Source organism: Klebsiella sp. GG_Kp146 (assembly GCF_040061975.1).
Classification (GTDB): domain Bacteria; phylum Pseudomonadota; class Gammaproteobacteria; order Enterobacterales; family Enterobacteriaceae; genus Klebsiella; species Klebsiella quasipneumoniae.
On record NZ_JBEAHA010000003.1, the window covers coordinates 105,224 to 127,737 of the forward strand.

22 protein-coding genes and 2 pseudogenes are annotated in these 22,514 nt (G+C 61.8%); 11 read left to right on the forward strand and 13 right to left on the reverse strand.

Annotated elements, in window-relative coordinates; all coding sequences use genetic code 11:
• Positions 1-42 precede the first annotated feature (42 nt).
• Positions 43-957 (forward strand): DMT family transporter, encoded by a 915-nt coding sequence (locus ABLU95_RS05000; RefSeq protein WP_241515977.1) that lies wholly within the window; start codon positions 43-45, stop codon positions 955-957.
• Positions 958-996: 39 nt separating this feature from the next.
• On the opposite strand, the gene ABLU95_RS05005 is transcribed toward ABLU95_RS05000, so the two are convergent.
• Entirely contained in the window at positions 997-2,229 is a 1,233-nt protein-coding gene (locus ABLU95_RS05005) for an MFS transporter (protein ID WP_023289746.1), read from the reverse strand.
• 275 nt (positions 2,230-2,504) lie between these two features.
• Here ABLU95_RS05005 and ABLU95_RS05010 point away from each other — a divergent pair, with 275 nt between their 5' ends.
• Both ABLU95_RS05010 and ABLU95_RS05015 read left to right on the forward strand, forming a co-directional pair.
• A complete protein-coding gene (locus tag ABLU95_RS05010) occupies positions 2,505-4,112 on the forward strand; it encodes an FAD-NAD(P)-binding protein (protein ID WP_241515976.1) in 1,608 nt (535 codons plus the stop codon).
• 107 nt (positions 4,113-4,219) lie between these two features.
• Entirely contained in the window at positions 4,220-5,320 is a 1,101-nt protein-coding gene (locus tag ABLU95_RS05015) for an NADH:flavin oxidoreductase/NADH oxidase (protein WP_023289748.1), read from the forward strand.
• A gap of 228 nt (positions 5,321-5,548) precedes the next feature.
• Here the strand turns inward: ABLU95_RS05015 and ABLU95_RS05020 are convergent, their stop codons facing one another.
• The 9 genes and pseudogenes from ABLU95_RS05020 to hpxU form a co-directional block, all read right to left on the reverse strand.
• Positions 5,549-6,037: a hypothetical protein gene (locus ABLU95_RS05020; protein WP_032452914.1), complete on the reverse strand. Its 489-nt coding sequence runs from the start codon at positions 6,035-6,037 to the stop codon at positions 5,549-5,551.
• An 88-nt stretch (positions 6,038-6,125) separates the two neighbouring features.
• Positions 6,126-6,278 (reverse strand): annotated as a pseudogene (locus ABLU95_RS05025) (LysR family transcriptional regulator); the annotation flags it as partial.
• A 63-nt stretch (positions 6,279-6,341) separates the two neighbouring features.
• Positions 6,342-7,601 (reverse strand): allantoate amidohydrolase, encoded by a 1,260-nt coding sequence (gene hpxK, locus ABLU95_RS05030; protein ID WP_241515974.1) that lies wholly within the window; start codon positions 7,599-7,601, stop codon positions 6,342-6,344.
• A complete protein-coding gene (locus ABLU95_RS05035) occupies positions 7,598-8,839 on the reverse strand; it encodes an alanine--glyoxylate aminotransferase family protein (protein WP_023289753.1) in 1,242 nt (413 codons plus the stop codon). Before ABLU95_RS05035 ends, hpxK begins: the two co-directional genes overlap by 4 nt.
• A 15-nt stretch (positions 8,840-8,854) precedes the next feature.
• Positions 8,855-9,592: an amino acid ABC transporter ATP-binding protein gene (locus tag ABLU95_RS05040; RefSeq protein WP_241515973.1), complete on the reverse strand. Its 738-nt coding sequence runs from the start codon at positions 9,590-9,592 to the stop codon at positions 8,855-8,857.
• Complete coding sequence (locus ABLU95_RS05045) at positions 9,573-10,229, reverse strand: amino acid ABC transporter permease (protein ID WP_241516012.1); 657 nt, start codon at positions 10,227-10,229, stop codon at positions 9,573-9,575. The genes ABLU95_RS05040 and ABLU95_RS05045 overlap by 20 nt, the downstream gene beginning before the upstream one ends.
• Positions 10,229-10,894 carry an amino acid ABC transporter permease gene (locus ABLU95_RS05050; protein ID WP_025712445.1) on the reverse strand — a complete coding sequence of 222 codons (666 nt, stop codon included), beginning with the start codon at positions 10,892-10,894 and terminating at the stop codon, positions 10,229-10,231. The genes ABLU95_RS05045 and ABLU95_RS05050 overlap by 1 nt, the downstream gene beginning before the upstream one ends.
• A gap of 9 nt (positions 10,895-10,903) precedes the next feature.
• Positions 10,904-11,689: a transporter substrate-binding domain-containing protein gene (locus ABLU95_RS05055; protein WP_241515972.1), complete on the reverse strand. Its 786-nt coding sequence runs from the start codon at positions 11,687-11,689 to the stop codon at positions 10,904-10,906.
• Positions 11,690-11,903: 214 nt separating this feature from the next.
• Positions 11,904-12,743 carry a MurR/RpiR family transcriptional regulator HpxU gene (gene hpxU / locus ABLU95_RS05060; protein ID WP_023289756.1) on the reverse strand — a complete coding sequence of 280 codons (840 nt, stop codon included), beginning with the start codon at positions 12,741-12,743 and terminating at the stop codon, positions 11,904-11,906.
• Between the two features lie 179 nt (positions 12,744-12,922).
• Here hpxU and hpxW point away from each other — a divergent pair, with 179 nt between their 5' ends.
• Genes hpxW through hpxZ form a run of 4 tightly spaced genes read left to right on the forward strand, consistent with a single transcriptional unit; the run spans position 12,923 to position 16,482 of the window.
• Positions 12,923-14,509, forward strand: a complete 1,587-nt coding sequence (hpxW, locus tag ABLU95_RS05065; RefSeq protein WP_348878948.1) for an oxamate amidohydrolase — start codon at positions 12,923-12,925, stop codon at positions 14,507-14,509.
• Positions 14,510-14,519: 10 nt separating this feature from the next.
• Positions 14,520-14,705 carry an oxalurate catabolism protein HpxX gene (gene hpxX / locus ABLU95_RS05070; protein ID WP_023289758.1) on the forward strand — a complete coding sequence of 62 codons (186 nt, stop codon included), beginning with the start codon at positions 14,520-14,522 and terminating at the stop codon, positions 14,703-14,705.
• Complete coding sequence (locus ABLU95_RS05075) at positions 14,702-16,099, forward strand: AtzE family amidohydrolase (RefSeq protein WP_044523349.1); 1,398 nt, start codon at positions 14,702-14,704, stop codon at positions 16,097-16,099. The genes hpxX and ABLU95_RS05075 overlap by 4 nt, the downstream gene beginning before the upstream one ends.
• Entirely contained in the window at positions 16,096-16,482 is a 387-nt protein-coding gene (hpxZ, locus tag ABLU95_RS05080; RefSeq protein ID WP_065883687.1) for an oxalurate catabolism protein HpxZ, read from the forward strand. The genes ABLU95_RS05075 and hpxZ overlap by 4 nt, the downstream gene beginning before the upstream one ends.
• A 172-nt stretch (positions 16,483-16,654) precedes the next feature.
• On the opposite strand, the gene asd is transcribed toward hpxZ, so the two are convergent.
• Positions 16,655-17,773 (reverse strand): aspartate-semialdehyde dehydrogenase, encoded by a 1,119-nt coding sequence (asd, locus tag ABLU95_RS05085; RefSeq protein ID WP_241515971.1) that lies wholly within the window; start codon positions 17,771-17,773, stop codon positions 16,655-16,657.
• 323 nt (positions 17,774-18,096) lie between these two features.
• On the opposite strand from asd, the gene ABLU95_RS05090 reads away from it, so the two are divergent.
• From ABLU95_RS05090 to fabF, 3 genes and pseudogenes are all read left to right on the forward strand, one after another.
• Positions 18,097-18,654, forward strand: a complete 558-nt coding sequence (locus tag ABLU95_RS05090) for a helix-turn-helix domain-containing protein (RefSeq protein ID WP_049014063.1) — start codon at positions 18,097-18,099, stop codon at positions 18,652-18,654.
• A 41-nt stretch (positions 18,655-18,695) separates the two neighbouring features.
• A pseudogene (locus ABLU95_RS05095) lies at positions 18,696-18,871 on the forward strand (EmrB/QacA family drug resistance transporter); the annotation flags it as partial.
• Positions 18,872-18,890: 19 nt separating this feature from the next.
• Complete coding sequence (gene fabF, locus ABLU95_RS05100; protein WP_218810966.1) at positions 18,891-20,165, forward strand: beta-ketoacyl-ACP synthase II; 1,275 nt, start codon at positions 18,891-18,893, stop codon at positions 20,163-20,165.
• 266 nt (positions 20,166-20,431) lie between these two features.
• Here the strand turns inward: fabF and ABLU95_RS05105 are convergent, their stop codons facing one another.
• On the reverse strand, positions 20,432-20,923 hold the full coding sequence (locus ABLU95_RS05105; protein ID WP_241515970.1) for a DMT family transporter: 492 nt from the start codon (positions 20,921-20,923) through the stop codon (positions 20,432-20,434).
• A gap of 9 nt (positions 20,924-20,932) precedes the next feature.
• Positions 20,933-21,367, reverse strand: coding sequence for a DMT family transporter (locus tag ABLU95_RS05110; protein ID WP_065883727.1), 435 nt, complete (start codon positions 21,365-21,367; stop codon positions 20,933-20,935).
• Positions 21,368-21,466: 99 nt separating this feature from the next.
• Between ABLU95_RS05110 and ABLU95_RS05115 the strand changes: the two genes are divergently transcribed.
• Positions 21,467-22,402 (forward strand): LysR family transcriptional regulator, encoded by a 936-nt coding sequence (locus tag ABLU95_RS05115; protein WP_241515969.1) that lies wholly within the window; start codon positions 21,467-21,469, stop codon positions 22,400-22,402.
• The last annotated feature ends 112 nt before the right edge of the window (positions 22,403-22,514 follow it).

The following is a 22,514-nucleotide window of genomic DNA, read 5'->3' on the forward strand; positions in this document are numbered from 1 at the left end:
CGTTACCATTCAGTACAGTGACAAACGACACAAGGAATCACGATGCCCTATCTGTTACTGACGCTGGCCGCCCTGTTCTGGGGTGGGAATTACGTTGTGGGTCACGTGCTGGTTCAGGGCGTGGATCCGATCCTGATGACCGAAGCGCGGTGGGCGTTAACGGCGCTGCTGCTGGGCCTGCTCTACCGCCGGCAGATTGCCGGCAGTCGTCACCTGCTGCGGGAAAACGCCCCGGCAGTGCTGGTGCTCACCCTCTGCGGTCAGGTCAGTTTCCCGCTCACGCTCTATATCGGTCTGCAAACCACCTCCGCCCTCAACGCCGCCATCTATATGTCCGCCACGCCGAGCATGGTGCTGCTGATTAACCGGCTGATTTTTCGCGACCCGGTATCGGCCCGCAACTGGCTGGGGGTGGTCTTCAGCACCCTCGGCGTGATGATCCTCTTACTCCAGGGCAACCCGCTGCATGCCGCCTCGCTGCATACCTTTTCCGTCGGCGATCTGTGGGCGATGGGGTCGGCGCTGAGCTGGGCGCTCTATTGTTCGCTGTTACGTCTCAAGGACCGCCGGATCCCGGCGAATGGCTTTGTCGCCGTCAGCTCGCTGCTCGGCGCCCTGCTCCTGCTGCCGATCGTCGCCTTCTGGCTGATGCGCCACCCGGCGCAGGACTGGGATGCCTGGCGCGAGCCGTTTTTCCTCAGCGGGCTGGCTTATCTGGTGATTTTTCCGTCATGGCTGGCCTATCTGTTCTGGAATAAAGGGATCGCCACCATCGGCGCCACGCGGGGGGAGATTTACACCCACATCATCCCCCTCTCGGGTGGCGTGTTAAGCATCCTCTTCCTGCATACCCAGCCCCATGCCTGGCACCTGTTCAGCGCGCTGTTCATTATGCTGGGGATTGGCATCTGCTCGCTGGAAAAACGCCAGGCGGCGACGGTTCGCCTGCGCGGTTAGCGTGTCTGCCGGGCGCCTGATTACGCCCGGCGTCAGCCCTTAACGGCTGGTGGAGAGCGGCTGGTGACGCGCCGCTCCGGCAGGTTGCGCCACCCGGCCCTCGCGGCCAAAGAAGGTCAGAATGGTAATGACGATCGCCACCGTCCCGGCCACCAGGGCCATCGCCAGGCCGTAGTTATGCCCGTGGTGCTGCGCAATGGAGGCCTGCAGGGTGGCATTCACCGAGGCCAGCAGATTCCCCAACTGATAGACGAAACCGGGCAGCACCGCCCGGGTGTTGGCCGGAACCAGTTCGTTGAGCCAGGTCGGGATCACCCCCCAGGCGCCCTGCACCATAAACTGCATCAGAAACGCCCCGGCCCCCAGCGCCAGCGAGCCGCTGGCGAAAGCCCACAGCGGGATCACCGGCAGCGCCAGCAGAGCGGCGATCATAATCGCTTTGCGCCGGCCAATCTTCTCCGACAGCGAGCCGAAGAACACCCCGCCGATGATTGAGGCGATGTTGTAGCACACCGCGATAATGCTGACCGTTTCCGGCGCAAACCCGTGCTGGACTTTCAAAAATACCGGGTAGAGATCCTGCGTCCCGTGGGAGAAGAAGTTAAAGGCCGCCATCAGCACCACCAGGTACAGGCACAGCTTCCAGTGGCTACGCAGCACCGGCAGCAGAGCCGTGCTCGCTTTACTCTGCCGGGCCGCCAGCCAGACCGGGGACTCCTCGACGCAGAAATAGATAAACGGCAACAGCAGCACCGGGGCGGCGCCAATGACAAACATCCCGCGCCAGCCGAGCTGTGCAAACAGCAGCCCGTAGGCCACGGCCGCCAGCAGATAGCCGAAAGGATACCCCGCCTGGAAGAGACCGGACATCAGGCCGCGCGAGCGGTCAGGGATCGTCTCCATCGCCAGCGACGAAGCCACGCCCCAGATCCCGCCCATCGCCACGCCGTACAGCACCCGCAGCAGAAAAAACAGCATCAACGACGGCGCCGCGGCGGAGAGCAGCTCAAAGGCGGAGAAGAAAACGATATTGAGCATCAGGATCGGTTTGCGGCCAAACTTTTCCGCCGCCCTGCCGAAGATCAATGCGCCGACGGGCCGCACGGCCAGGGTCAGCAGAATCGCCAGGGTGACCTCTTCGAGGTCGACGTGAAAGGAGTGGGCGATATCGCTCAGTAAAAAAACCAACAGGAAAAAGTCGAAAGCATCGAGCGTCCAGCTTAAAAAACTGGCGATCGCCGCATTGCGCTGTCGTGAAGTCCAGCCGTGCATTTTGTCATCCCTATCCCGACGGCGTTGCCGGGAACTTGCGCGGCGTCCGGCAGAGCAGGCTGGTGTCACCGCTTGTGTAAATAGTTTGTATAGAAAGTTGCTCTTTTGTTAATTACACCCCTTTTCCGGCCGTCGGCAAGTTTATTAGCACGCTAATTTGTTTCAAATTGCGTGCGACGGCCCACCGGTTCGCTAATTTTCGACCAGAATTAAGGGCAGGCTGGCTTCAGTGCACTGCCCCGATGCCGTATCCACCCACAGGAAGGGAGAGAATCATGAAGAGAATCGCCATCGTCGGCGCCGGGCCGACGGGGATTTACACCTTGTATGAACTGGTGAAGCGCGGTGAGCCGCTATCGATCGCGCTGTTTGAAAAAGAGGCGCAGGCCGGAGTCGGTATGCCCTACAGCGACGATAATACCGCGGCGCAGATGCTGGCCAATATCGCCAGCATTGAGATCCCCCCTATCGACCTGACCTATCTGCAATGGCTGCAGCAGCAGAGCGATGGCTGGCTGGCGGCGCGCGGTCTTGAACGGCACGCGCTGCATGAGCGCCAGTTTCTGCCGCGGGTCATCCTCGGCGAGTACTACCGCGACCGCTTTCTGTATCTTGTCCAACGGGCCAGAGACGCGGGCTTCGTGGTGAACGTTTGCGAGTCCTGTGAGGTCACGGATATTGCGGTGCAGCCCGTCGGGATCGCCATCCACACCGACAGCGCGGCGCAGCCGGTTATCGTCGATCTGGTGGTGATAGCCACCGGCCATTTGTGGCCTGAAGAAGAACGCGCCAGCCGGCAATACTTCCCCAGCCCGTGGACCGGCCTGATGGAGGCCCGCATCGCCCCCTGTCGGGTCGGGATCCTCGGGACCTCCTTAAGCGCGATTGATGCCGCCGTGGCGGTTGTGGCCCGCCACGGCGTTTTCCATACTGAACACGACAAAACGACCCATTTTTCCCTGCACCCCGGCAGCGAAGCGCTGGAGATCACGCTGATGTCACGCAACGGCGTGCTGCCGGAGGCCGATTTCTACTGCCCAATCCCGTGGGAGCCGCTGGAGATCGCCACCCCTGCCGCCCTTGAGGCGGCCGTCGCTCAGGGCAGCGACGGCCTGCTGGAGCGGGTGTTTCAGCTGATCGTCCAGGAGCTGGAATATGCCGCCCCGGCCTGGTGCCAGGCGATGGGGCTGCGCCAGCTGACGCCTGACAGCATCGCCGACGCCTGGTTTGCCGACCGTCTCACCCATGACCCCTTCCAGTGGGCGCAGCACAATCTACATGAGGTGGAGCGTAATAAGCGCGAGCTCCACACGGTGCCCTGGCGCTATGCCATTCTCCGCCTGCACGAGGCGATTGAAACCGTGGTGCCGCAGCTCAACGACGAGGACAGCCGTCGCTTCCGCCAGGGGCTCGCCCGCGTGTTTATTGATAACTACGCCGCGATCCCGCCGGAGTCCATTCGCCGCCTGCTGGCCCTGCACCGGGCGGGCATTCTGCGAATTGTGGCGCTGGGTGAGGATTACGATCTGCAGCGCGAGTCTGACCGGACGCTGATTGTTCATCATCAGCAGCGCTGTGAATTCGATGTCTTTATCGATGCCCGCGGACAGAAAGCGCTCAAAACCCGGGATCTGCCCTTTCCTTCACTGCGCCAGCAGCTGCTGGCCTGCGGCGACGCTATTCCGGACGTCGGCGATGACTACACGCTGCAGGCGCCCGAGACGCTGCGCGGCCGGGTCGCCTTCGGCGCCCTTCCCTGGCTGATGCACGATCGCCCCTTTGTCCAGGGGCTGACGGCCAGCGCCGAGATTGGCAGCGCAATGGCCCGCGCGGTGTCACAGCAGGCAACCGGCCGGCGGCGCCGTCTCTGGTTTATCGACTAGCGGGACGTTTAAACGCAATATCCGAATAAAGGGGGGCTGGCAGGCGTGCTATAAACAGTAGCTGTTCGCCCCCGAGCAAGACCACGTCTAACATTTACGAGGTACTCATGAGTCATCTTTTTAGCGCGACGCGTATTGGTCAGTTGACGCTGGATAACCGTATCGTTATCGCCCCCATGTGTCAGTACTCTGCCGACGAGGGGAAGGCGACGTCCTGGCACCGGATCCATCTCGGACAGCTGGCGTTCTCCGGCGCCGGCCTGTTAATTCTGGAAGCCACGGCGGTAGAGCCGGCGGGACGTATCTCGCCGGGGGATCTGGGGCTGTGGGATGATGAAACCGAAAACGCCCTGCGCGCCGTGGTGGAGGATATCCGGGCCTGGTCACCGATCCCTCTGGGGATCCAGCTGGGGCATGCCGGGCGCAAGGCCTCCTGCGCGGCCCCCTGGCAGGGTGGCCATCAGCTGGCGCTCAACCAGGGCGGCTGGCAGACCGTCGCCCCCTCCGCGGTGGCGTTTCACGACGGCGATCGCGCCCCGGCCGAGCTGAGCCATGCCGATCTGGCGCGCATCAAAGCGGCCTTTGTCGCCAGCGCATTGCGCGCCCAACGCCTGGGCTTTGAGCTGATTGAGCTGCACGCTGCCCACGGCTATCTGCTGCACCAGTTTCTCTCGCCGCTCAGCAATCAGCGCCGGGACGAGTATGGCGGTTCGCTGGAAAACCGCATGCGCTATCCGCTGGAAGTGTTTAAGGCAATCCGCGAGGCGGTGGGCAACGCCATGGCGGTGGGCGTCAGGTTGTCGGCTACCGACTGGGTCGAAGGCGGCTGGGACGGCGAGCAATCCATTCAGTTCAGTCAGCAGCTGGAAGCGCTGGGCAGCGACTATATCCATGTCTCCAGCGGCGGATTGTCGCCGCAGCAGGCAATCACCGTCGGGCCGGGGTATCAGTTGCCTTTCGCCCGCGACATTCGCGAGCAGGTAGCCATCCCGGTGATTGGCGTGGGACTGATCACCGACCCGCAGCAGGCGGAAGCGGCGCTGGAGAATGGCGATGCCGACCTGATCGCCCTCGCCCGCGCGGTGCTCTACGATCCGCACTGGCCATGGCACGCCGCGGCCAGCCTTGGCGCCCAGGTTCGCGTCCCTTCGCAGTACCTGCGCTCGGAGCCGCACGGCCTGAAAGGCACCCTGCTTCCAAACCGCTGAACCCGGAACGGGCATCAAAAAGGGGTATCGGAAGATACCCCTGAGCAGGATGTTAATGCCGTTCTATGTGCCGGGCGGCGGCAACGCCTTGCCCGGCCTACAATACCCGATCATTGCGCAGCCAACTCGCACCCTTGCAGGCCCGCGCAAGCGCAGCGCCATCGGGCGCGATATCAGGCTCCACGCTCTGTTTTTACGGACGGCGGCTGGCCAGGCAAACACCGCGAGTTACTGCTGGGCGGCCGGTGGCGTAGCGTTCTGTTTATCCTTCGCGATACTGTCCTGAATGGCTTTGGTTTTGCTCGCCGCTTCCGCCGAAAGCTGATTGGCATCGCCGATGGCGTTGTCTTTGATCTGACCCGCCTCTTTGACGATGCGGTCACTTTCCTGCTTTGCGTTCTGCTTCACCGCATCGGCCTGGGCTTTCGCCTGCTCGGCGATGGCATCCGCTTTCTTGTCCGCCTCCGCCTTGATGGCGCTGGCCTGATCCTTCAGGCGATCGGCCTCGGCGTCGGCCTGGCTTTTCAGCGTATCAATTTGCTTATCCGCATCCTGCTTAATCGCCTGGGCTTTGTCCGCCGCGGCATCCTTCATCTGCTCCGCATTATCTTTGGCCTTATCCAGTTTGTTATCTACTTTCGACGCATCGTCGCAGCCAAACAGGGTCAGGCACAGTGCGGAAGCGAGCAGTGTTTTATTCCAGAGTTTCATCAGCATTCCCTTACAGGTTGAGTCATTATCCAGCCTTGTGATTTATTGCTTTAATAGCATTCACATTTTATATATAAACGCTCAGCCAGCAGAGTCAAGCCGGCGGCGTCCGCGCCAGGGTCGCCACCAGCCCCTGCAGCCAGTCGGCAAAGACCCGCACCTTGTGTGAAAGATGCCGGTGCGGATAGAGCAGCGACAGCGGCCGACGCGGCGCCGGGAAGTCCGGCAGAATTTCCACCAGTTGGCCGGGAATGGCGGCCCGCCGGGGTCTGGAATCGCCAGGGCATAATCTGAATGGCAACCGGCGCGATCAGGCGTCGGCCACCTGCTCTACCGCCCGGGAGAACGCGTCGATGGCCAGCCCGACGTCGGCGGTGGTGACCGATTCCGCCGGGTGATGGCTGACGCCCCCCAGGCAGCGCACAAACAGCATGGCCGATGGCCAGCGCTCGGCGATGGCGATGGCGTCATGCCCTGCGCCGCTCGGCAGCGTCAGCGACCGCCCCTGCACTGCCACCACCGCCTCGCTCAGCACCGCCTGCAGCTGGCTGTCGCAGGCGGTGGCGGCGATGCGATAATACTCCTCGGCGCTGAAGCTCAGCTGGCGGCGCCCGGCAATGGCCTGCGCCTCCGCCAGCAGCTCCTCCAGCAGCGCCGCCAGCGGCGCATCCTGCGGGCCGCGAATATCCAGCGTCAGCTGCACCTCGCCCGGTATCACGTTCACCGCGCCCGGCGCACAGCGCAGGGTGCCGACCGTCGCCACCAGATTGCCGCCGCGCTGCCGGGTCAGGCTTTCCACCTGCACCATCCATTCCGCCGCCGCGGCGAGCGCGTCCTTACGATGGAGCATCGGCACCGTGCCGGCATGGCCGGCTTCGCCGGTAAAGCGGCAGTTCAGGCGGCGGGCGCCGTTAATCGCCTCCACTACGCCGAGCGCCAGACCTGCCTGCTCCAGGCACGGCCCCTGCTCGATATGCAGTTCCAGATAGGCGGCGATATCCTGCGGGCGGCGGGCGGCATGGGCGATCCGCGCCGGATCGAGCCCGGCATTCACCAGCGCCTGGGCGACGCTCACCCCGTCGGCATCGCGCTGCGACAGCCAGCTTTCAGGCCAGGTGCCGGTGACGCCGCGGCTGCCAAGCAGGGTGATACCGAAGCGGGTGCCCTCTTCATCGCCAAAACCGACGATCTCGATAGACTTTGCCAGCCGTCGCCCCTGCTGGTGCAGACGCTGCACCACCTCAATCGCCGTCAGCACGCCGAGCATGCCGTCGTAGCGCCCGGCGTTGCGCACGGTGTCAAGATGAGAGCCCAGCAGCACCGCCGGCGCCCCCTCCTGCACGCCTTCATAGCGACCGCAGATGTTGCCGACGCTGTCCTGCCACACCATCATACCGGCGGCCTGCATCCACTGACCCACCAGCTGGTTGGCCTGCAGATGCTCCGGCGACAGATAGACCCGGGTCAGGGCGTCGGCGGTTTCGCTGAGGGCGGCCAGCTGGTCGGCGCGTGCCATTACCCGGCTGGCGGCCGCCTCTCTCTCCGCCTGCTGGCGGACAGTATCACTCATAGGTTGCCCTCGGTGCGGTAGTGATCCCAGGCCGCCTGCATCGCCGCGCCCTGGGTGGTGGTGAACTTGAGGTAGTTCAGCACCGCCTCCAGCGCACTGAGGGTCTGCATCACGCAGTCTTTACGCGCGTTATAGCCCATGGTGCCAATGCGCCAGACTTTACCGTGCAGCGGGCCGAACGAGGTGCCAATCTCAATGCCGAAATCTTCCAGCATCAGCTTACGCACCTGGTCGCCGTTGACCCCGTTGGGGATCACCACCCCCAGCACGTTATTCATTTTGTGCCGCAGGTCGCCAAAGGTCTCAAGACCCATCGCCTGGATCCCTTTCAGCAGCGCATCGCCGTGCAGCTTGTGGCGGGCGATGCCGTTGTCGAGTCCCTCCTGAAGGATCAGGCGCGCGCACTCCCGGGCGGCGAACAGCGCCGAGGTCGCTTCGGTGTGGTGGTTAAGGCGCTCCGGCCCCCAGTAATCCATCACCATCCCGAGATCGAAATAGTTGGAGTAGATCATCTCGTCGACGCCATCGTGGTGGGCGTCGGTGCGGATCCCCTGCTCAATGCAGCGGCGGCGGCGGATCGCCTCTTCCATCCGCGGGCTGAGGGTAATGGGCGAGGTGCCGGAGGGGCCGCCCAGGCACTTCTGCATCCCGGCGGACACCGCGTCCAGCTGCCAGGCGTCGGTTTCCAGCGGGTTGCCGCCGAGCGACGCGGTGGCGTCAGTATAGAACAGCACGTCGTGGCGACGACAAATCTCCCCCAGCTCCGCCAGCGGCTGCAGCATGGTGGTCGAGGTATCGCCCTGCACAGTAAGCAGCAGGCGCGGGCGCACGCGCTTGATCGCGTCCTCAACCTGGTCCGGGGTAAAGACTTCCCCCCACGGCACCTCGATGGTGTGTACCTCTGCCCGGCAACGGCGCGCAATCTCGCACAGCAGGTGGCCAAACCGGCCGAACACTGGCACCAGCACCTTGTCGCCCGGACGGATCGCCGACACCAGGATCGCTTCGATACCGGCGCGGGAGGTGCCGTCCACCAGCATCGTCCAGCGGTTTTCGGTGCGAAATACGCCGCGGTACAGCGCCATCACTTCATTCATATAGTGGGTCATCGCCGGATCGTACTGACCCACCAGCTGGCTCGCCATGGCCCGCAGCACGCGCGGGTCGGCGTTGATCGGCCCCGGGCCCATCAGCAGGCGCTGCGGCGGGTTAATTTGCGAAAACTGAGTGATATCCATCTGCCATTCCTTACGTTAGTTAAGACCGCGCACCGAGGAGATAAACTGTTTCAGTTCGGTTGTCTGCGGACTGGCGAACAGCGTTTTGCTGTCGCCCTGCTCCCAGACGCGCCCCTGATGCATAAACACCACGCGGTCGCCCACTTCGCGGGCAAAATTCATTTCATGGGTGACGAGGATCAGCGTCATGCCTTCCGCCGCCAGCTGCTCCAGCACCTTAAGCACTTCGCCCACCAGTTCCGGGTCGAGCGCCGAGGTAATTTCGTCACAAAGTAAAACCTTTGGCGACATGGCCAGCGCCCGGGCGATGGCCACGCGCTGCTGCTGGCCGCCGGAGAGATTGGCCGGGTAGTAATCCAGACGGTCGCCGAGCCCGACCTTCTCCAGCATCCGCTGCGCCAGCTCGCGGCATTCGGCCTGGGACTTCTTCAGCACCCGCCGCGGAGCCAGCATGACGTTCTCCAGCGCCGTCATGTGCGGAAAGAGATTGAAGTTCTGGAACACCATGCCGATGGAACGGCTGATCTCCCGGGCCTGGGAATCGCGGTCGGTGATGGTCATGCCCCCGAGCTTGATGCTCCCCTCCTGGTACCCCTCCAGGCCATTGATGCAGCGCAGCAGAGTGCTTTTGCCCGAGCCGCTGCGGCCGATGATCGAGATCACTTCCCCCATGTCGATATCCAGATCGACGCCCTTCAGCACATGGTTGTTGCCGTAGTACTTCTGCATCTGATTAATGGTGATGAGAGGCATTGAATTTGTTCTCCAGATAACGGCTGTAGCGGGACAGCGGATAGCACAGAATGAAATAGCCCAGCGCCACCAGGGCAAACACTTTAAACGGCTGGTAAGTGACGTTGGTCAGCATGGTTCCCGCCTTGGTCAGCTCCACAAAGCCAATAATCGAGGCCAGCGCCGTACCTTTGATCACCTGTACGGCGAACCCCACCGTCGGCGCGATGGCGATGCGCAGCGCCTGCGGCGCCACCACCCGGTACAGGGTCTGGCCGAAGCTCAGCCCGAGACAGCGCGAGGCTTCCCACTGGCCTTTCGGCAGCGCGCGAATGCTGCCGAACCAGATATCCAGCAGAAAGGCGCTGGTGTAGAGCGTCAGGGCCACCGACGCCGCGGTCCATGCCGAGACGTCGATGCCGAACAGCGCCACGCCGAAAAATGCCAGAAACAGCTGCATCAGCAGCGGCGTCCCCTGAAACAGTTCGACGTAGCCGCGGATCAGTCGTTTTACCTGCAGTCCGCCGGTCAGGCGCAGCAGCAGCAACGGTAAGGTCACCAGCGCCCCGCCGGTGAACGCGACCAGAGACAGCAGCACCGTCCAGCGACCGGCCAGCAGCAGGTTGCGGATAATGTCCCAGTCGGTAAAGGTGGTCATCATGCCTGCACTCCCAGCCATTTACGTCCCGCCGCCATCAGCAGCTGACGCATCGCTATCGATAACGCTAAGTAGATCCCGGTGGTCACCAGATAGACCTCAAAGCTCAAAAATGTCCGCGACTGGATCAGGTTGGCGGCGAAGGTCAGCTCCTCATAGGAGACCTGCGACACCACCGACGAGCCGAGCATCACGATGATGCACTGGCTGACCAGCGCCGGATAAATCCGCTGCAGCGCCGGGGGCAGCACGACGCGAACGAAGGTTTGCGTCCGGCTGAGTCCGAGCACGCGTCCGGCCTCCCACTGGCCTTTCGGCGTCACCTGAATGCCGGCGCGCACGATCTCGGTGCTGTAGGCCCCAAGGTTCACCACCATCGCCAGCAGCGCCGCTTCGCCGGCGGTCATCTTCAGTCCCAGGTTCGGTAAACCAAAGACGATAAAAAAGAGCTGCACCACGAACGGCGTGTTACGAATGATTTCCACATATCCGCCCCACACCCGGCTGAGGACGCCCGGGCGGCCGCTGCGGATCGCCGCCCCGAGGATGCCGATCGCCAGTCCGCCGATCGTCGCCAGCACCGTCAGCTGCACCGTCACCCACAGGCCGGCCAGCAGCTCCGGCCAGTGCGGCCAGAGCTCAGAAAAATGAAGTTGCTCCGTCATCCACAGACCTTACGCGCCGAGGCTGGCAGGCAGCGGCGCTTTCAGCCACTTCTCAGACAGACCGTTGAGGGTGCCATCCTTAATGCCCTGCTCGATGAGGGTATCCACTTTCGCCTTCAGCGCCGGTTCGTTCTTTTTCAGCCCGATAAAGCACGGCGAGTCCTTCAGCATAAAGCTCGGCACCGGCGCTTTGTTGGCGTTCTGCCGGGCGATGGCCGCCACCACCAGGTTCCCGGTGGCGACATACTGCACCTGACCTGACAGGTAGGCCGACAGGGTGGTGTTATTGTCCTCGTAGCGCTTAATCTGCGCCGCCTGCGGCGCCACGCTGGTCAGCACCATGTCTTCCACCGCCCCGCGGGTCACGCCGACGCTTTTACCGCTCAGCGCGGCCGCGTCCTTCAGCTCCGCCCCTTTCGGGCCAAACACCCCGAGGAAGAACGGCGCGTAGGCGCGGCTGAAGTCGATCACTTTCTCACGCTCAGCGTTTTTGCCGAGGCTGGAGATCACCAGGTCCACCTTATCCGTCTGCAGATACGGCACGCGGTTGGCGCTGGTTACCGGGACCAGCTGCAGCTTGAGCTTCATCGACTTCGCCAGATAGCGCGCCATGTCGATGTCATACCCCTGCGGCTGCAGGTCGGTCCCCACCGAGCCGAATGGCGGAAAATCCTGGGGTACGGCAATGCGGATGACGCCGCGTTTTTCAATATCCTGGAGCTGGTCAGCCTGAGCGGCGGAAACAGACGAAAGGAGACAAGCGGCCCCGGCCAGTGCGATCAACAGTTTCTTCATGATGTTTACCCGTTACGTTAGCATGAAACAAAAGATTCTTTGAATCTGTTTTTGCAACTAATGTGCCAGATACGGTCGATGCGCGGGTTGGCGAGGAATTTAGGCAAAAAGTGAGAACGGACAGGGAGTAAGGAGCAGAAGAGTAAAAATCGACGGCGCCAGAACGCGGAACCAAATGCACCATATTGATGCACAGCACCACGCTGGCGCCCCATCAGCGTTGTTCCAGCTCGTCCAGTTGCTGATAAAGCGTAGCGATATCGTGGATCCGCGGACGACCGCTGTCGAGCGTTTCATGCAGAAAGGCATTGGCCAGCAGATTGATCAAACTGTTGACCGAGGCATAGCTGTCGTAAGCCGAGACGCTGTCCAGCGGCGCGCAGAGCTGCCAGCGGGAGAGCGGGAACAGGCTGTGGGCCTGCGGCTCGCACATTAACAGAACCGGCACCCCGTCGCGCTGCAGCTGCTGCAGCAGCGGGCGTACGATCCGCGGCCGCCGGCGAAACGCCATCATCACCACCAGGTCATCGGCGGTCAGGTCGACCAGCTCTTCGCTGAGGCTCTGCCCCGGCTGGGGCAGCACCAGCACCTGACCGCGAGCCTGCAGCAGCTGCTGGCGCAGGTGCAGCGCCGCCGGATAGGCATTGCGCATGCCAATCACCACAATGCGGCGCGCGGCCACCATCGCCGTCAGCGCCTCGGCGAACTGGTGAGCGTCAAGGGCATTGACCCATTGGGTGAGGTTCGCCATCTCCTGCTTATAATGACGCGCCAGCAGCGTGTTACCCTGCACCGCGTCGCGCTGGTCGGTCAGCGGCATTCCGCTCTGGCGCAGGGTGCGCAGTTCATCGCGCATGTCCTTATATTTGTCATAGCCCAGGCGCTTGAACAGCCGGCTGACGGTGGCTTTCGACACGCCGCTCAGCTGCGCCAGCTCGGCGCTGTTGTAGCTTATCAGGTCATCAAAGTGGTCAAAGATGAAATCCGCCACCCGCTGCTCCTGCGGCGACAGCGAGGCATATTGCCCTTTCAGTCGTTCATCGAGTTGTTGCATAGCGCCCCTGTAACTTTCGTTTCATCATCCATCCCTCATCATACTGTATCTGCTATGCCTTACACATAGCGTGCCAGCGGGAAAATTCCGGTCATTGTTTTTATCAATGAAACGAAACGTTCAGAGATGGAACAGCTTTTGCAGTGTTCTGCGGGTGATTCGTTCAGAAAGGATAATTTATGCACAGTAGCAACGTTTCGACCCACGGCATGGCGGTCGCTCCCCACCACCTCGCCAGCCAGAGCGCGCTGGCCATCCTGCGCGAGGGCGGCAGCGCCATTGAAGCGATGGTGGCTGCCGCCGCGGCCATCGCCGTCGTCTATCCCCACATGAACGGCCTGGGCGGGGATGGTTTCTGGCTGATCGTGCCTCCCGAGGGGGATCCCATCGCCATTGACGCCAGCGGGGCGGCCGGCTCGCTGGCCACCCTCGAGGCCTATGCCGGTCAGCGGCATATCCCCCACCGGGGGCCGCAGGCTGCGCTGACCGTCGCCGGCACCGTCAGCGGCTGGGACGAGGCGCTGCGAATTTCACGGGACTTAACCGGCCGCGCGCTGCCGGTGGCGCGCCTGCTGGCCGATGCTATCGGTTATGCCGAAGACGGCATTCCGGTCACCGCCTCGCAGGCCCATGCCACCGCCAGCAAACTGGAAGAGCTGCGCCACCAGCCGGGCTTCAGCGAAACCTGGCTGGCGGCGGGCGAGCCACCCCGGGCCGGCAGCCGCTTTCGTCAGCCCGCCCTCGCCGGAACCCTGCACATGCTGGCCAGCGACGGTCTCGACAGTTTCTATCGCGGCCCGCTGGCCGAACGTCTCGCCCAGGGGATGGCCGCGCTGGGGATGCCCGTCACCCTCGGCGACCTGCAGGCCCACCGCGCCCGGCGCCCGGCGCCGCTGACGCTCCAGCACCGACAGGGCACGCTGTGGAACCTCGCCCCGCCGACGCAGGGGCTGGTGTCGCTGGCGATCCTCGGCATCACTGACCGTCTGAACATGGCCGACGCCGACGAGGCGCAAACGGTGCATCGCATCGTCGAAGCCACCAAGCGGGCGTTTGCCCTGCGCGATGCGCATATCACCGATCCGCGCCACCTGGATGTCGACGTTCAGCAACTGCTGACTCCGGAGGCGCTGCAGCCGCTGGCCGACAGCATCGACGACGCCAGCGCTTCGCCCTGGGGCGGCGGCAAAGGCCCGGGCGATACCGTCTGGATGGGCGTCGTGGATAACAGCGGCCTGGCGGTGTCATTCATTCAGAGCATCTATCACGAGTTTGGCAGCGGCGTGGTGATCCCGGACACCGGGATCGTCTGGCAAAACCGCGGGGCGGCCTTCAGCCTCGATCCGCAGCATCTTCTGGCGCTGGCGCCAGGCAAACAGCCGTTCCATACCCTCAACCCCGCCGCGGCGCGCCTGAACGATGGCCGGGTGATGGTCTATGGCTCGATGGGCGGCGACGGTCAGCCGCAGACCCAGGCGGCGCTGTTTACCCGCTATATCCTGCAGGGGGCGCCGCTGCAGGAGAGCATCTCCCGGCCGCGCTGGCTGCTGGGCCGCACCTGGGGCCAGTCCTCGGATTCACTGAAGCTGGAGGGACGCTTTGCCCCCGCCTGCATCGCTCGCCTGCGCGAGCTGGGGCACGAGGTGGAAGTGCTGGCCGATTTCAGCGAGGCGATGGGCCACGCCGGGGCCATTGTCCGCCATCCCAACGGCTTGCTTGAAGGGGCTACCGATCCACGCAGCAACGGCGCCGCCGCCGGATACTAAGGAGCAGACCATGACCACACAGCCAGACTGGAGCGAGTATCTGACGCAAATGACCCACCTGTTGCGCCTGGAGCTGGATGCGCCGCGCCGTGAGGAGCTGGAGCGCCAGTTTGCCCGCATCGCCGCCATGGCGCAGCCGCTGATGGACTATCCCCTCGGGCCGCGCGACGACATTGCGGGGGTGTATAAAGCATGACACTTCACCATTTCACCATCGCCGAGATCCAGCGTGCGCTGCACGAGGGCGAACTGAGCGCCCGGGAGATCGCCCGCCAGACGCTGGACGATATCGCCCGCGTAAATCCGCAGATCAACGCCTGGACCGAGGTCACCGCCCAGCGCATGCTGGCGGAGGCCGACAGCATCGACGCCCTGCGCCGGGAAAAACGCCCCCTGCCGCCGCTGGCGGGCATTCCCTACGCGGTGAAAAATCTGTTTGATGTCGCCGGGCACACCACCCTCGCTGGCGCGGAACTGCTGAGCGACCGGCCGCCGGCAGCCAGCGACAGCTGGGCGGTGCGCCAGCTGCATAGCGCCGGCGCCCTGCTCAGCGGGATGCTCAATATGGACGCCTACGCCTACGGCTTCACCACCGAAAACAGCCACTATGGCGCGACGCATAACCCGCACGATCTGTCGCGGATCGCCGGCGGATCTTCCGGCGGTTCGGCCGCGGCGGTGGCGGCCGGGCTGGTCCATTTCAGCCTCGGCAGCGATACCAACGGCTCGATCCGCGTCCCCGCGTCGCTGTGCGGGATCTTTGGCCTGAAACCCACTTTCGGCCGCCTCTCCCGCTCCGGCAGCCATCCGTTTGTCGCCAGTCTGGATCATATTGGTCCCTTTGCCCGCCGGGTGGCCGACCTCGCCGCGGTGTATGACGCCCTGCAGGGGCGCGACCCGGCCGATGACTTTCAGGCCGATAAAGCCAGCGAGCGCACCGGCAACCTGCTGGAGCGCGGGCTGGAGGGTCTGCGCTGCGCGCGGCTGGGGGGCTATTTCACCACCTGGTGCGATGACGACGCCCGGGCGGCCGTGGATCGGGTCGCCCACGCGCTGGGCGCCGACAGCGAGCTGCAGTTCGCGGATGCCGCCCTGGCCCGCTCGGCGGCCTTTATCATCAGCGCCAGCGAAGGCGGCAATCAGTATCTGCCGGATCTTCGCCACTCGCCCGAGCGCTTTGAGCCTCACTCCCGCGAGCGGCTGCTGGCCGGGGCGATGATCCCCTCCGCATGGTATCTGCAGGCCCAGCGCTTCCGCCGCCATGCCCGTCAGGCGATGAAATCCCTGTTCAGTCAGGCCGATGTGCTGATCGCCCCGGCCACCCCATGCAGCGCCACGCCGATTGGCGCCGAGGAGATGGTGATTAACGGCCAGCCGCTGCCGGTGCGCGCCAGCATGGGAATGCTGACGCAGCCGATCTCCTTCCTCGGGCTGCCGGTGGCGACCGTGCCCCTGCGTACCGCCAGCGGCAAGCCGATTGGCCTGCAGCTGATTGCCGCGCCGTTTAACGAACAAGCCTGTCTTCGCGCCGCGCGGGCGCTGGAAGCGATGGGCATTACCGATGCCCGAGTCGCGGAGAGTGCAGCATGATCAATCTGGATAATATAGACCGCCCGGCGATCCTCGCCGAGGTGACGGCGGCGTTTTATCAGTATGAAGAGGCGCTGGTCAGCAATAATATCGAGGCGCTGGATGCGCTGTTCTGGCACGACCCGCGCACCGTGCGGCTGGGGGCCGGTGAGAATCTGTATGGCATCGAGGCGATCCGCGCCTTTCGCGCCGCCCGCCCCGCCGCCGGTCTGGCCCGCGATCTGCGCCATACCACCATCACCACCTTTGGCGCGGACATGGCGGTGTGCAGCACCGAGTTCACCCGCGAAGGCAGCGTCCGCCCTGGACGCCAGCAGCAGACGTGGGTGCGCTTTCCCTATGGCTGGCGGATTGTCGCCGCCCAGGTCAGTCTGATGGACTGAGGGGAACAATACCGATTATGGCCTGGTGGATACCGTCTCCACTGGCCATTCCCGGACCGGTAAAAATGGAGTTATTGACGATGGTCAGGATGTTTGAGGGCTGCTGAATCAGCAGATAGTCCTGCGCTGAAAAGGTCATTTCTGCCGCAGGCCTGTCAGGCAGCAACAGTCATTACACTTTGCCAAGCAGGATATTTAACATACGGCGCAAGGGTTCCGCCGCGCCCCATAACAGCTGATCGCCCACCGTCAACACTGAGTAGATCGGGTCATTATTTAGCGACATTTTCTTGTAGCGGCCAATACCCACCTGCAGCGAACCGCTAATAGCAGCCGGGGTCAGTTTACTGACACTCTCTGGCTTATTATTGGGGATATAGTTTACCCACGGATGGGAATGGGTCACTAACTCTGCGAATTCCGTTTCACTGACCTCACGTTTAAGTTTAAGGGTAATGGCAGCGCTGTGGCAGCGGATCACGCCGACCCGAATACATAAACCATTAACCGGGATGGTGCCGGGCGGAAGGCCGAGTATTTTATTGGTTTCCGCCTCCCCCTTCCATTCTTCGCGGCTATTTCCATCGCCTAAATCGCTGTCGATCCATGGAATAATGCTGCCCATCAGCGGGACGCCAAAATTCTCCACCGGCATGCCGGCGCTATTAATCAGCTCACTCACTTTATTGACTAAAGGCAGCACGGAACCTGATGCCGCCAGTTCATCAGCGGACAAATGCTGGCTGATATACGCGCTTTGCGCGATCAATTCCCGCACCTGCTTAGCGCCCGCCCCGGAGGCAGACTGATAGGTCATGACGCTCATCCATTCGATCAGATCAGCCTTGATCAGCCCGGCCAGCCCCATCAGGCTCAGCGTAATGGAGCAGTTGCCGCCGACAAACAGTTTCACTCCCGCTTTCACCGCACGATCGATATTATCGCGATTGACCGGGTCGAGAATAATGCAGGCGTTTTCATCCATTCGCAGCGCCGAAGCGGCGTCGATCCAGTACCCTTGCCAGCCAGAGTGAATTAACGCCGGATAGATGGCTTTGGTATAATCCCCACCCTGACTGGTTATAATAATATCCATTTCGGCGAGGGCGCTAAGGGAATTTGCATCTTTCAGTCTGTCGCTTTTACCATTAATAACCGGGCCCGCGGCACCCGCACTGGAGGTACTAAAAAAATGCGCTGAAATATCGTCGAAATCATTCTCTTCGATCATTCGCTGCAACAATACTGAGCCAACCATGCCCCGCCAGCCAACAATACCCACCTGCTTCATTTATTTAACCTTAAAAAGTTATGAGAATATTAATTTGCCTTCGCCATACCTTATATCGTATCCCCCAATAAAGGTCATTACCCACCACATCGATTTCTATGATTATTAAAATGTTTCATCTGCCATCAGCGGTTTTTATCTCTTATTACGGTAAAGCAGAAATAAGCAGGCGGCGGAGACTGTCCCGCTTTCAGCATTCAAAGGAAGAAATGACGTAGCGGAACGCCAGCGGCTGCTCCCCTGACAGTTATCAACTGTAACTTGCATTTTGATAGTGACTATGTCAATTTGCTGGCAATAGCCACCTGCTCCCTGGACCGCCCATGAAAAATGAACCGCTTTGCCACGCTCCCTGCCCCATCGCCCGTAGCCTGGGCCGCATCGGCGACAGCTGGAGCATCATGATCCTGCGCGACGCCTTTGCGGGCTTTACCCGCTTCGACGAATTTCAGAAAAGCAGCAACGTCGCGCCCAATATTCTGTCGCGCCGCCTGAAGGCGCTGGTCGACGACGGGCTGCTGGAGAAGGTCTGCTATAGCAGCACGCCGCCGCGCTACGAATACCACCTCACCCCGCGCGGCCGCGATTTTCGCATGGTGCTGCTGGCGCTGGCGGAATGGGGTAATCGCCACTTCGCTCCCGAAGGCCGTCAGATGCAGCTGGTGGAAACCGCCACCCAGCGACGGGTGGAGCCAGTCATGGTGGATAAAGCGACCGGGGAAGAGATTATTCCGGGTAAATACGCCATGGTGCCGGGCCCCGCCGCCTCGCCGCTGATGCAATATCGTCATGAATATCTGCTGCGCAAACGCGAAGGCGATAACGGGCAAAAATTCCAGCCTGAACCCTACAGAGATGCCGGCAATGAATCCGGCCAGTAAGAAAAGCGTCGTCGTTCTGGCGGCCATCTGAATAACGCCAGGATTTTGTTCAGCGCAGCGCGGCAAACTTCGCCACGCGGGGATCTCGCCGGATGCCGCGCTGGCGCTGCGGGAGGCGCGAACCCAGGCATTTTCCGATGCGTTCTACCTCATCATGATGGGTTTTTTGTCTGCCGCGCAGCTGTTTCCCTTGATGAAAAAGCCGCCGGCACACTGATACTACAGGAGAGTTAACTATGGGCGTTTCCGTTAAACGCATTGTCGTCACCGGAATGGGGATTGTCAGCCCGCTGGGCTGCGGCGTACAGCACGTCTGGCAGTCGCTGCTGGCAGGAAAATCAGGGATTACCCGGCTCAGCGAGCAGCTGGTCGCGGATATTCCCTGCAAAGTGGCCGGCCAGGTGCCGTCCATTGACAGCGATCCGCTGCACGGCTTCGACCCGCTGGCGACCATCCCGGCGAAAGAGCGTAAAAAGATGGATCGTTTTATCGAGTTTGCGCTGGTCGCCGCGCGTGAAGCGCTGACTCAGGCCGGTTGGTCGCCGGCATCTGCGGCCGAACAGGAACGCACCGCCACGGTGATCGCCACCGGGATCGGCGGGTTCAGCGAGATCGCCAATGCGGTACATACCACCGATGAGCGCGGGCCGCGTCGCCTCTCCCCGTTCACCATTCCCTCTTTTCTGGCCAACCTGGCCGCCGGGCATGTGTCTATCGCCCACGGTTTCCGGGGCCCCATCGGCGCGCCGGTCACCGCCTGCGCGGCGGGCGCCCAGGCCATTGGCGATGCGGCGCGGATGATCCGCAGCGGCGAGGCGGATATCGCCCTCTGCGGCGGCGCGGAAGCGGCAATACATCGCGTTAGCCTTGCCGGGTTCGCCGCGGCAAGGGCGCTCTCCAGCGCCTCCAGCGACCAGCCGGAAGCCGCTTCCCGCCCCTTTGACCGCGACCGCGATGGATTTGTGATGGGGGAAGGCGCCGGGCTTATCGTGATCGAGTCGCTGGAGCACGCGCTGGCGCGTGGCGCCACGCCGCTGGCCGAGCTGGTGGGCTACGGCACCAGCGCAGATGCTTATCACCTGACCGCCGGCCCGGAAGATGGTAACGGCGCGCGTCGGGCCATGGAAACCGCCCTTCGCCAGGCCGGAGTGACCGCTGAAGAGGTTGACCATATTAACGCCCACGCCACCTCGACCCAGGTCGGCGATAAAGGCGAGCTGGCGGCGATTAAAACGCTGTTTGGCGCCCATCCTGTCGCCATTACCTCGACGAAATCCGCTACCGGCCATCTGTTAGGCGCGGCAGGCGGGATAGAGGCCATCTTCACCATTCAGGCGCTGCGTGATCAGGTGGTGCCGCCGACGCTGAACCTGCATCACCCCGATGAAGAGGCGGCAGGTCTTAACCTGGTGGCGCTGGAGACCCGCCCGCAGAAGATGCGCTATGCGCTGTCGAACGGTTTTGGCTTTGGCGGGGTTAACGCCAGCCTGCTGCTGAAACGCTGGGAATAATCGTCAACTCCCCCGCCGGCGCGGGCTGGCGGGGGAGCTCCACCCGGACACCCTACGCTGTCGCTGGTATCAGTTGTCCACCCTGCTCCTGTGTTCTCTGCTGAAGCTGAAAAATTCGCTACCACCGCTGAAGTCGGGTGAGCGGCCCCTTTCTCTTAACTTAAGGTCAAAAAATGTGAGCCACTGACGCGTTGCTGCGAAAACGGGTGCGTTGGTGTTATGGCGTCCTGTAGACCAAAACCAATGTTAATGACGAAGACCTGAGCTTATGTGTTAGCGTTTTCCTGCTGCCTGGGGGGTGTCGCCGTTGCGGCTTTTGACCTGCTGCTGGCGTAAATAAAGAACAGCGCAATACCCAGGCAGATAATGGCGCCGATTCGGCTCAGCGAGAATGGAATCGCCGCATTGCCCAGCCAACCGAAGTTATCGATCAGCATGCTCATGGTTAACTGGCCAAAAATGACGGCGACCGTAGCCACTGCTGCGCCAATACGCTGGACGGCCAGTACCATAATGACGATATACGGTACGCCAAACATTGCGCCCAGCAGTTGCCATTTAGGCACATCCATCAGCGTCAGGGTGTGTTTGGGTTCGAAGAAGAAGATCAGCAATCCCGTCACCAGCGCGCCGACAGAAAATGTCAGGAACGCGCTTTTGAATACGCCGACCTTGCTGCCCAGCTGGCTATTGATAGCCGCCTGGATACTCAGCATGGCGCCACCGGCGACGGCGAGAAGAATCATGATAGTTGTCATAACGTTCCTTTACCCCTGGGCAACCATAACCAGCGCTGCAATGATAAAAATCAGCGCAATGATACGTTTACTGTCAATTTTCCTGTGCGACGTACCGAGCAGGCCGAAGTGATCAATCATCAGGCTCTTGAACACCTGGCCTGCCAGAATGCCGATCATCGTCATGGCGATGCCGATTGCCGGCGTTACCACGGTGAGGATGATGACGTAGATCGGCCCAAGCACGCCGCCAAGCAGCTGCCACGCAGGTTGCGCAAAGAATGACGGGCTGTTGCGCGGGCTGAAAAAAAGCATCAGCAGAAAGGTCAGCGCCGCACCGACGCCGAATATGCTAAAGGTAGCCCAGAGGTCACCGACCTCCCCACCCAGTGGCCCGAGCAATCCTGCCTCTATGGACAGTCCCATGCCTCCGGCAATGACGATAAAAATCAATATGAGTTGCATAGCAATCATTCTCCCGTAGTTCAGGCGGAGAAGATTACGACTTAACATGGATGAGAAAAATGCCATAATGAGATAAACACCTGTGCAGGATATGCATTAATGAATGAGCTCGGGAACATCAGTATTCGCGCCCTGCTGATTTTTATTGACGTTTATGAGACGCAGAATTTCTCTGTGGTAGCTCGGCGGGAAGGGATATCTGCCTCTCAGGTTTCGCGCATCATCCATCAGATGGAGGATGTGCTCGGGCAGCAGCTTTTTTACCGCAATACCCGGGCGATAATTCCGACGGAAAGCGGCCATCTTTTTATCCGCTATGCGCGAGCCATGACTGGCAGCATGGAGGAGGCGCGGCGGGAACTCAACGAGAGAACCCTTGAGCCTTCCGGAATGGTGCGCATAAACGCACCGGTGTTCTTTGGACAGCGCCATGTCGCCCCCGCTTTACCCGGCCTGACGGCGCGATATCCGAAGCTCAGCATTGAGCTTACCCTGACTGATGATTACATCGATCCGCACCGCGAGCCGGCTGACGTAATTTTCCGCATTGGCGTGCTGACGGATTCCGCATTTCATGCGCGCGTGTTTGGCCAGCAGTTCTATCATCTTGCCGCGTCACCGGATTACATCCGCCGGCACGGCATGTTGGGATCACCCGAAGAGCTGGCGCGGCATAAATGCCTGGTCTATCGCGGTTCGTCAGGACCAAACCAATGGCTGCTGCGCAGGCACGGAGAAGAATGGGTGCACTACCCCGTCTCGCCCCTGATGTCATCGAATAATGCTGAAACTCTGCTGATTGCCGCGCTCGGGGGAATGGGGATTGTGCTGTTTCCTGACTGGCTGATTGGAGACCGGCTGAAGCGCGGCGAGCTTGTCGAACTGCTGCCGGAGCTGGATACGTCCATAAAAACGGAGCCACAGCATATCGCGGCAATCTATCCGAATGCCCGCCACCCTCCTCTGAACGTTCGGGCGATTATCGATTACTACCTGGACGCGTTCGGTTCACCGCTTTACTGGCAGGCTGAATAAGACAGGCGATGTTATTGCTCGTCCTGAAGTTAATTTCCGTTTCTGGCACAGAGCCAACGAGTTAAATGCCCTTGAGGTCCGTTTTGAGCGAAGACCGGACGACGCTATCTAA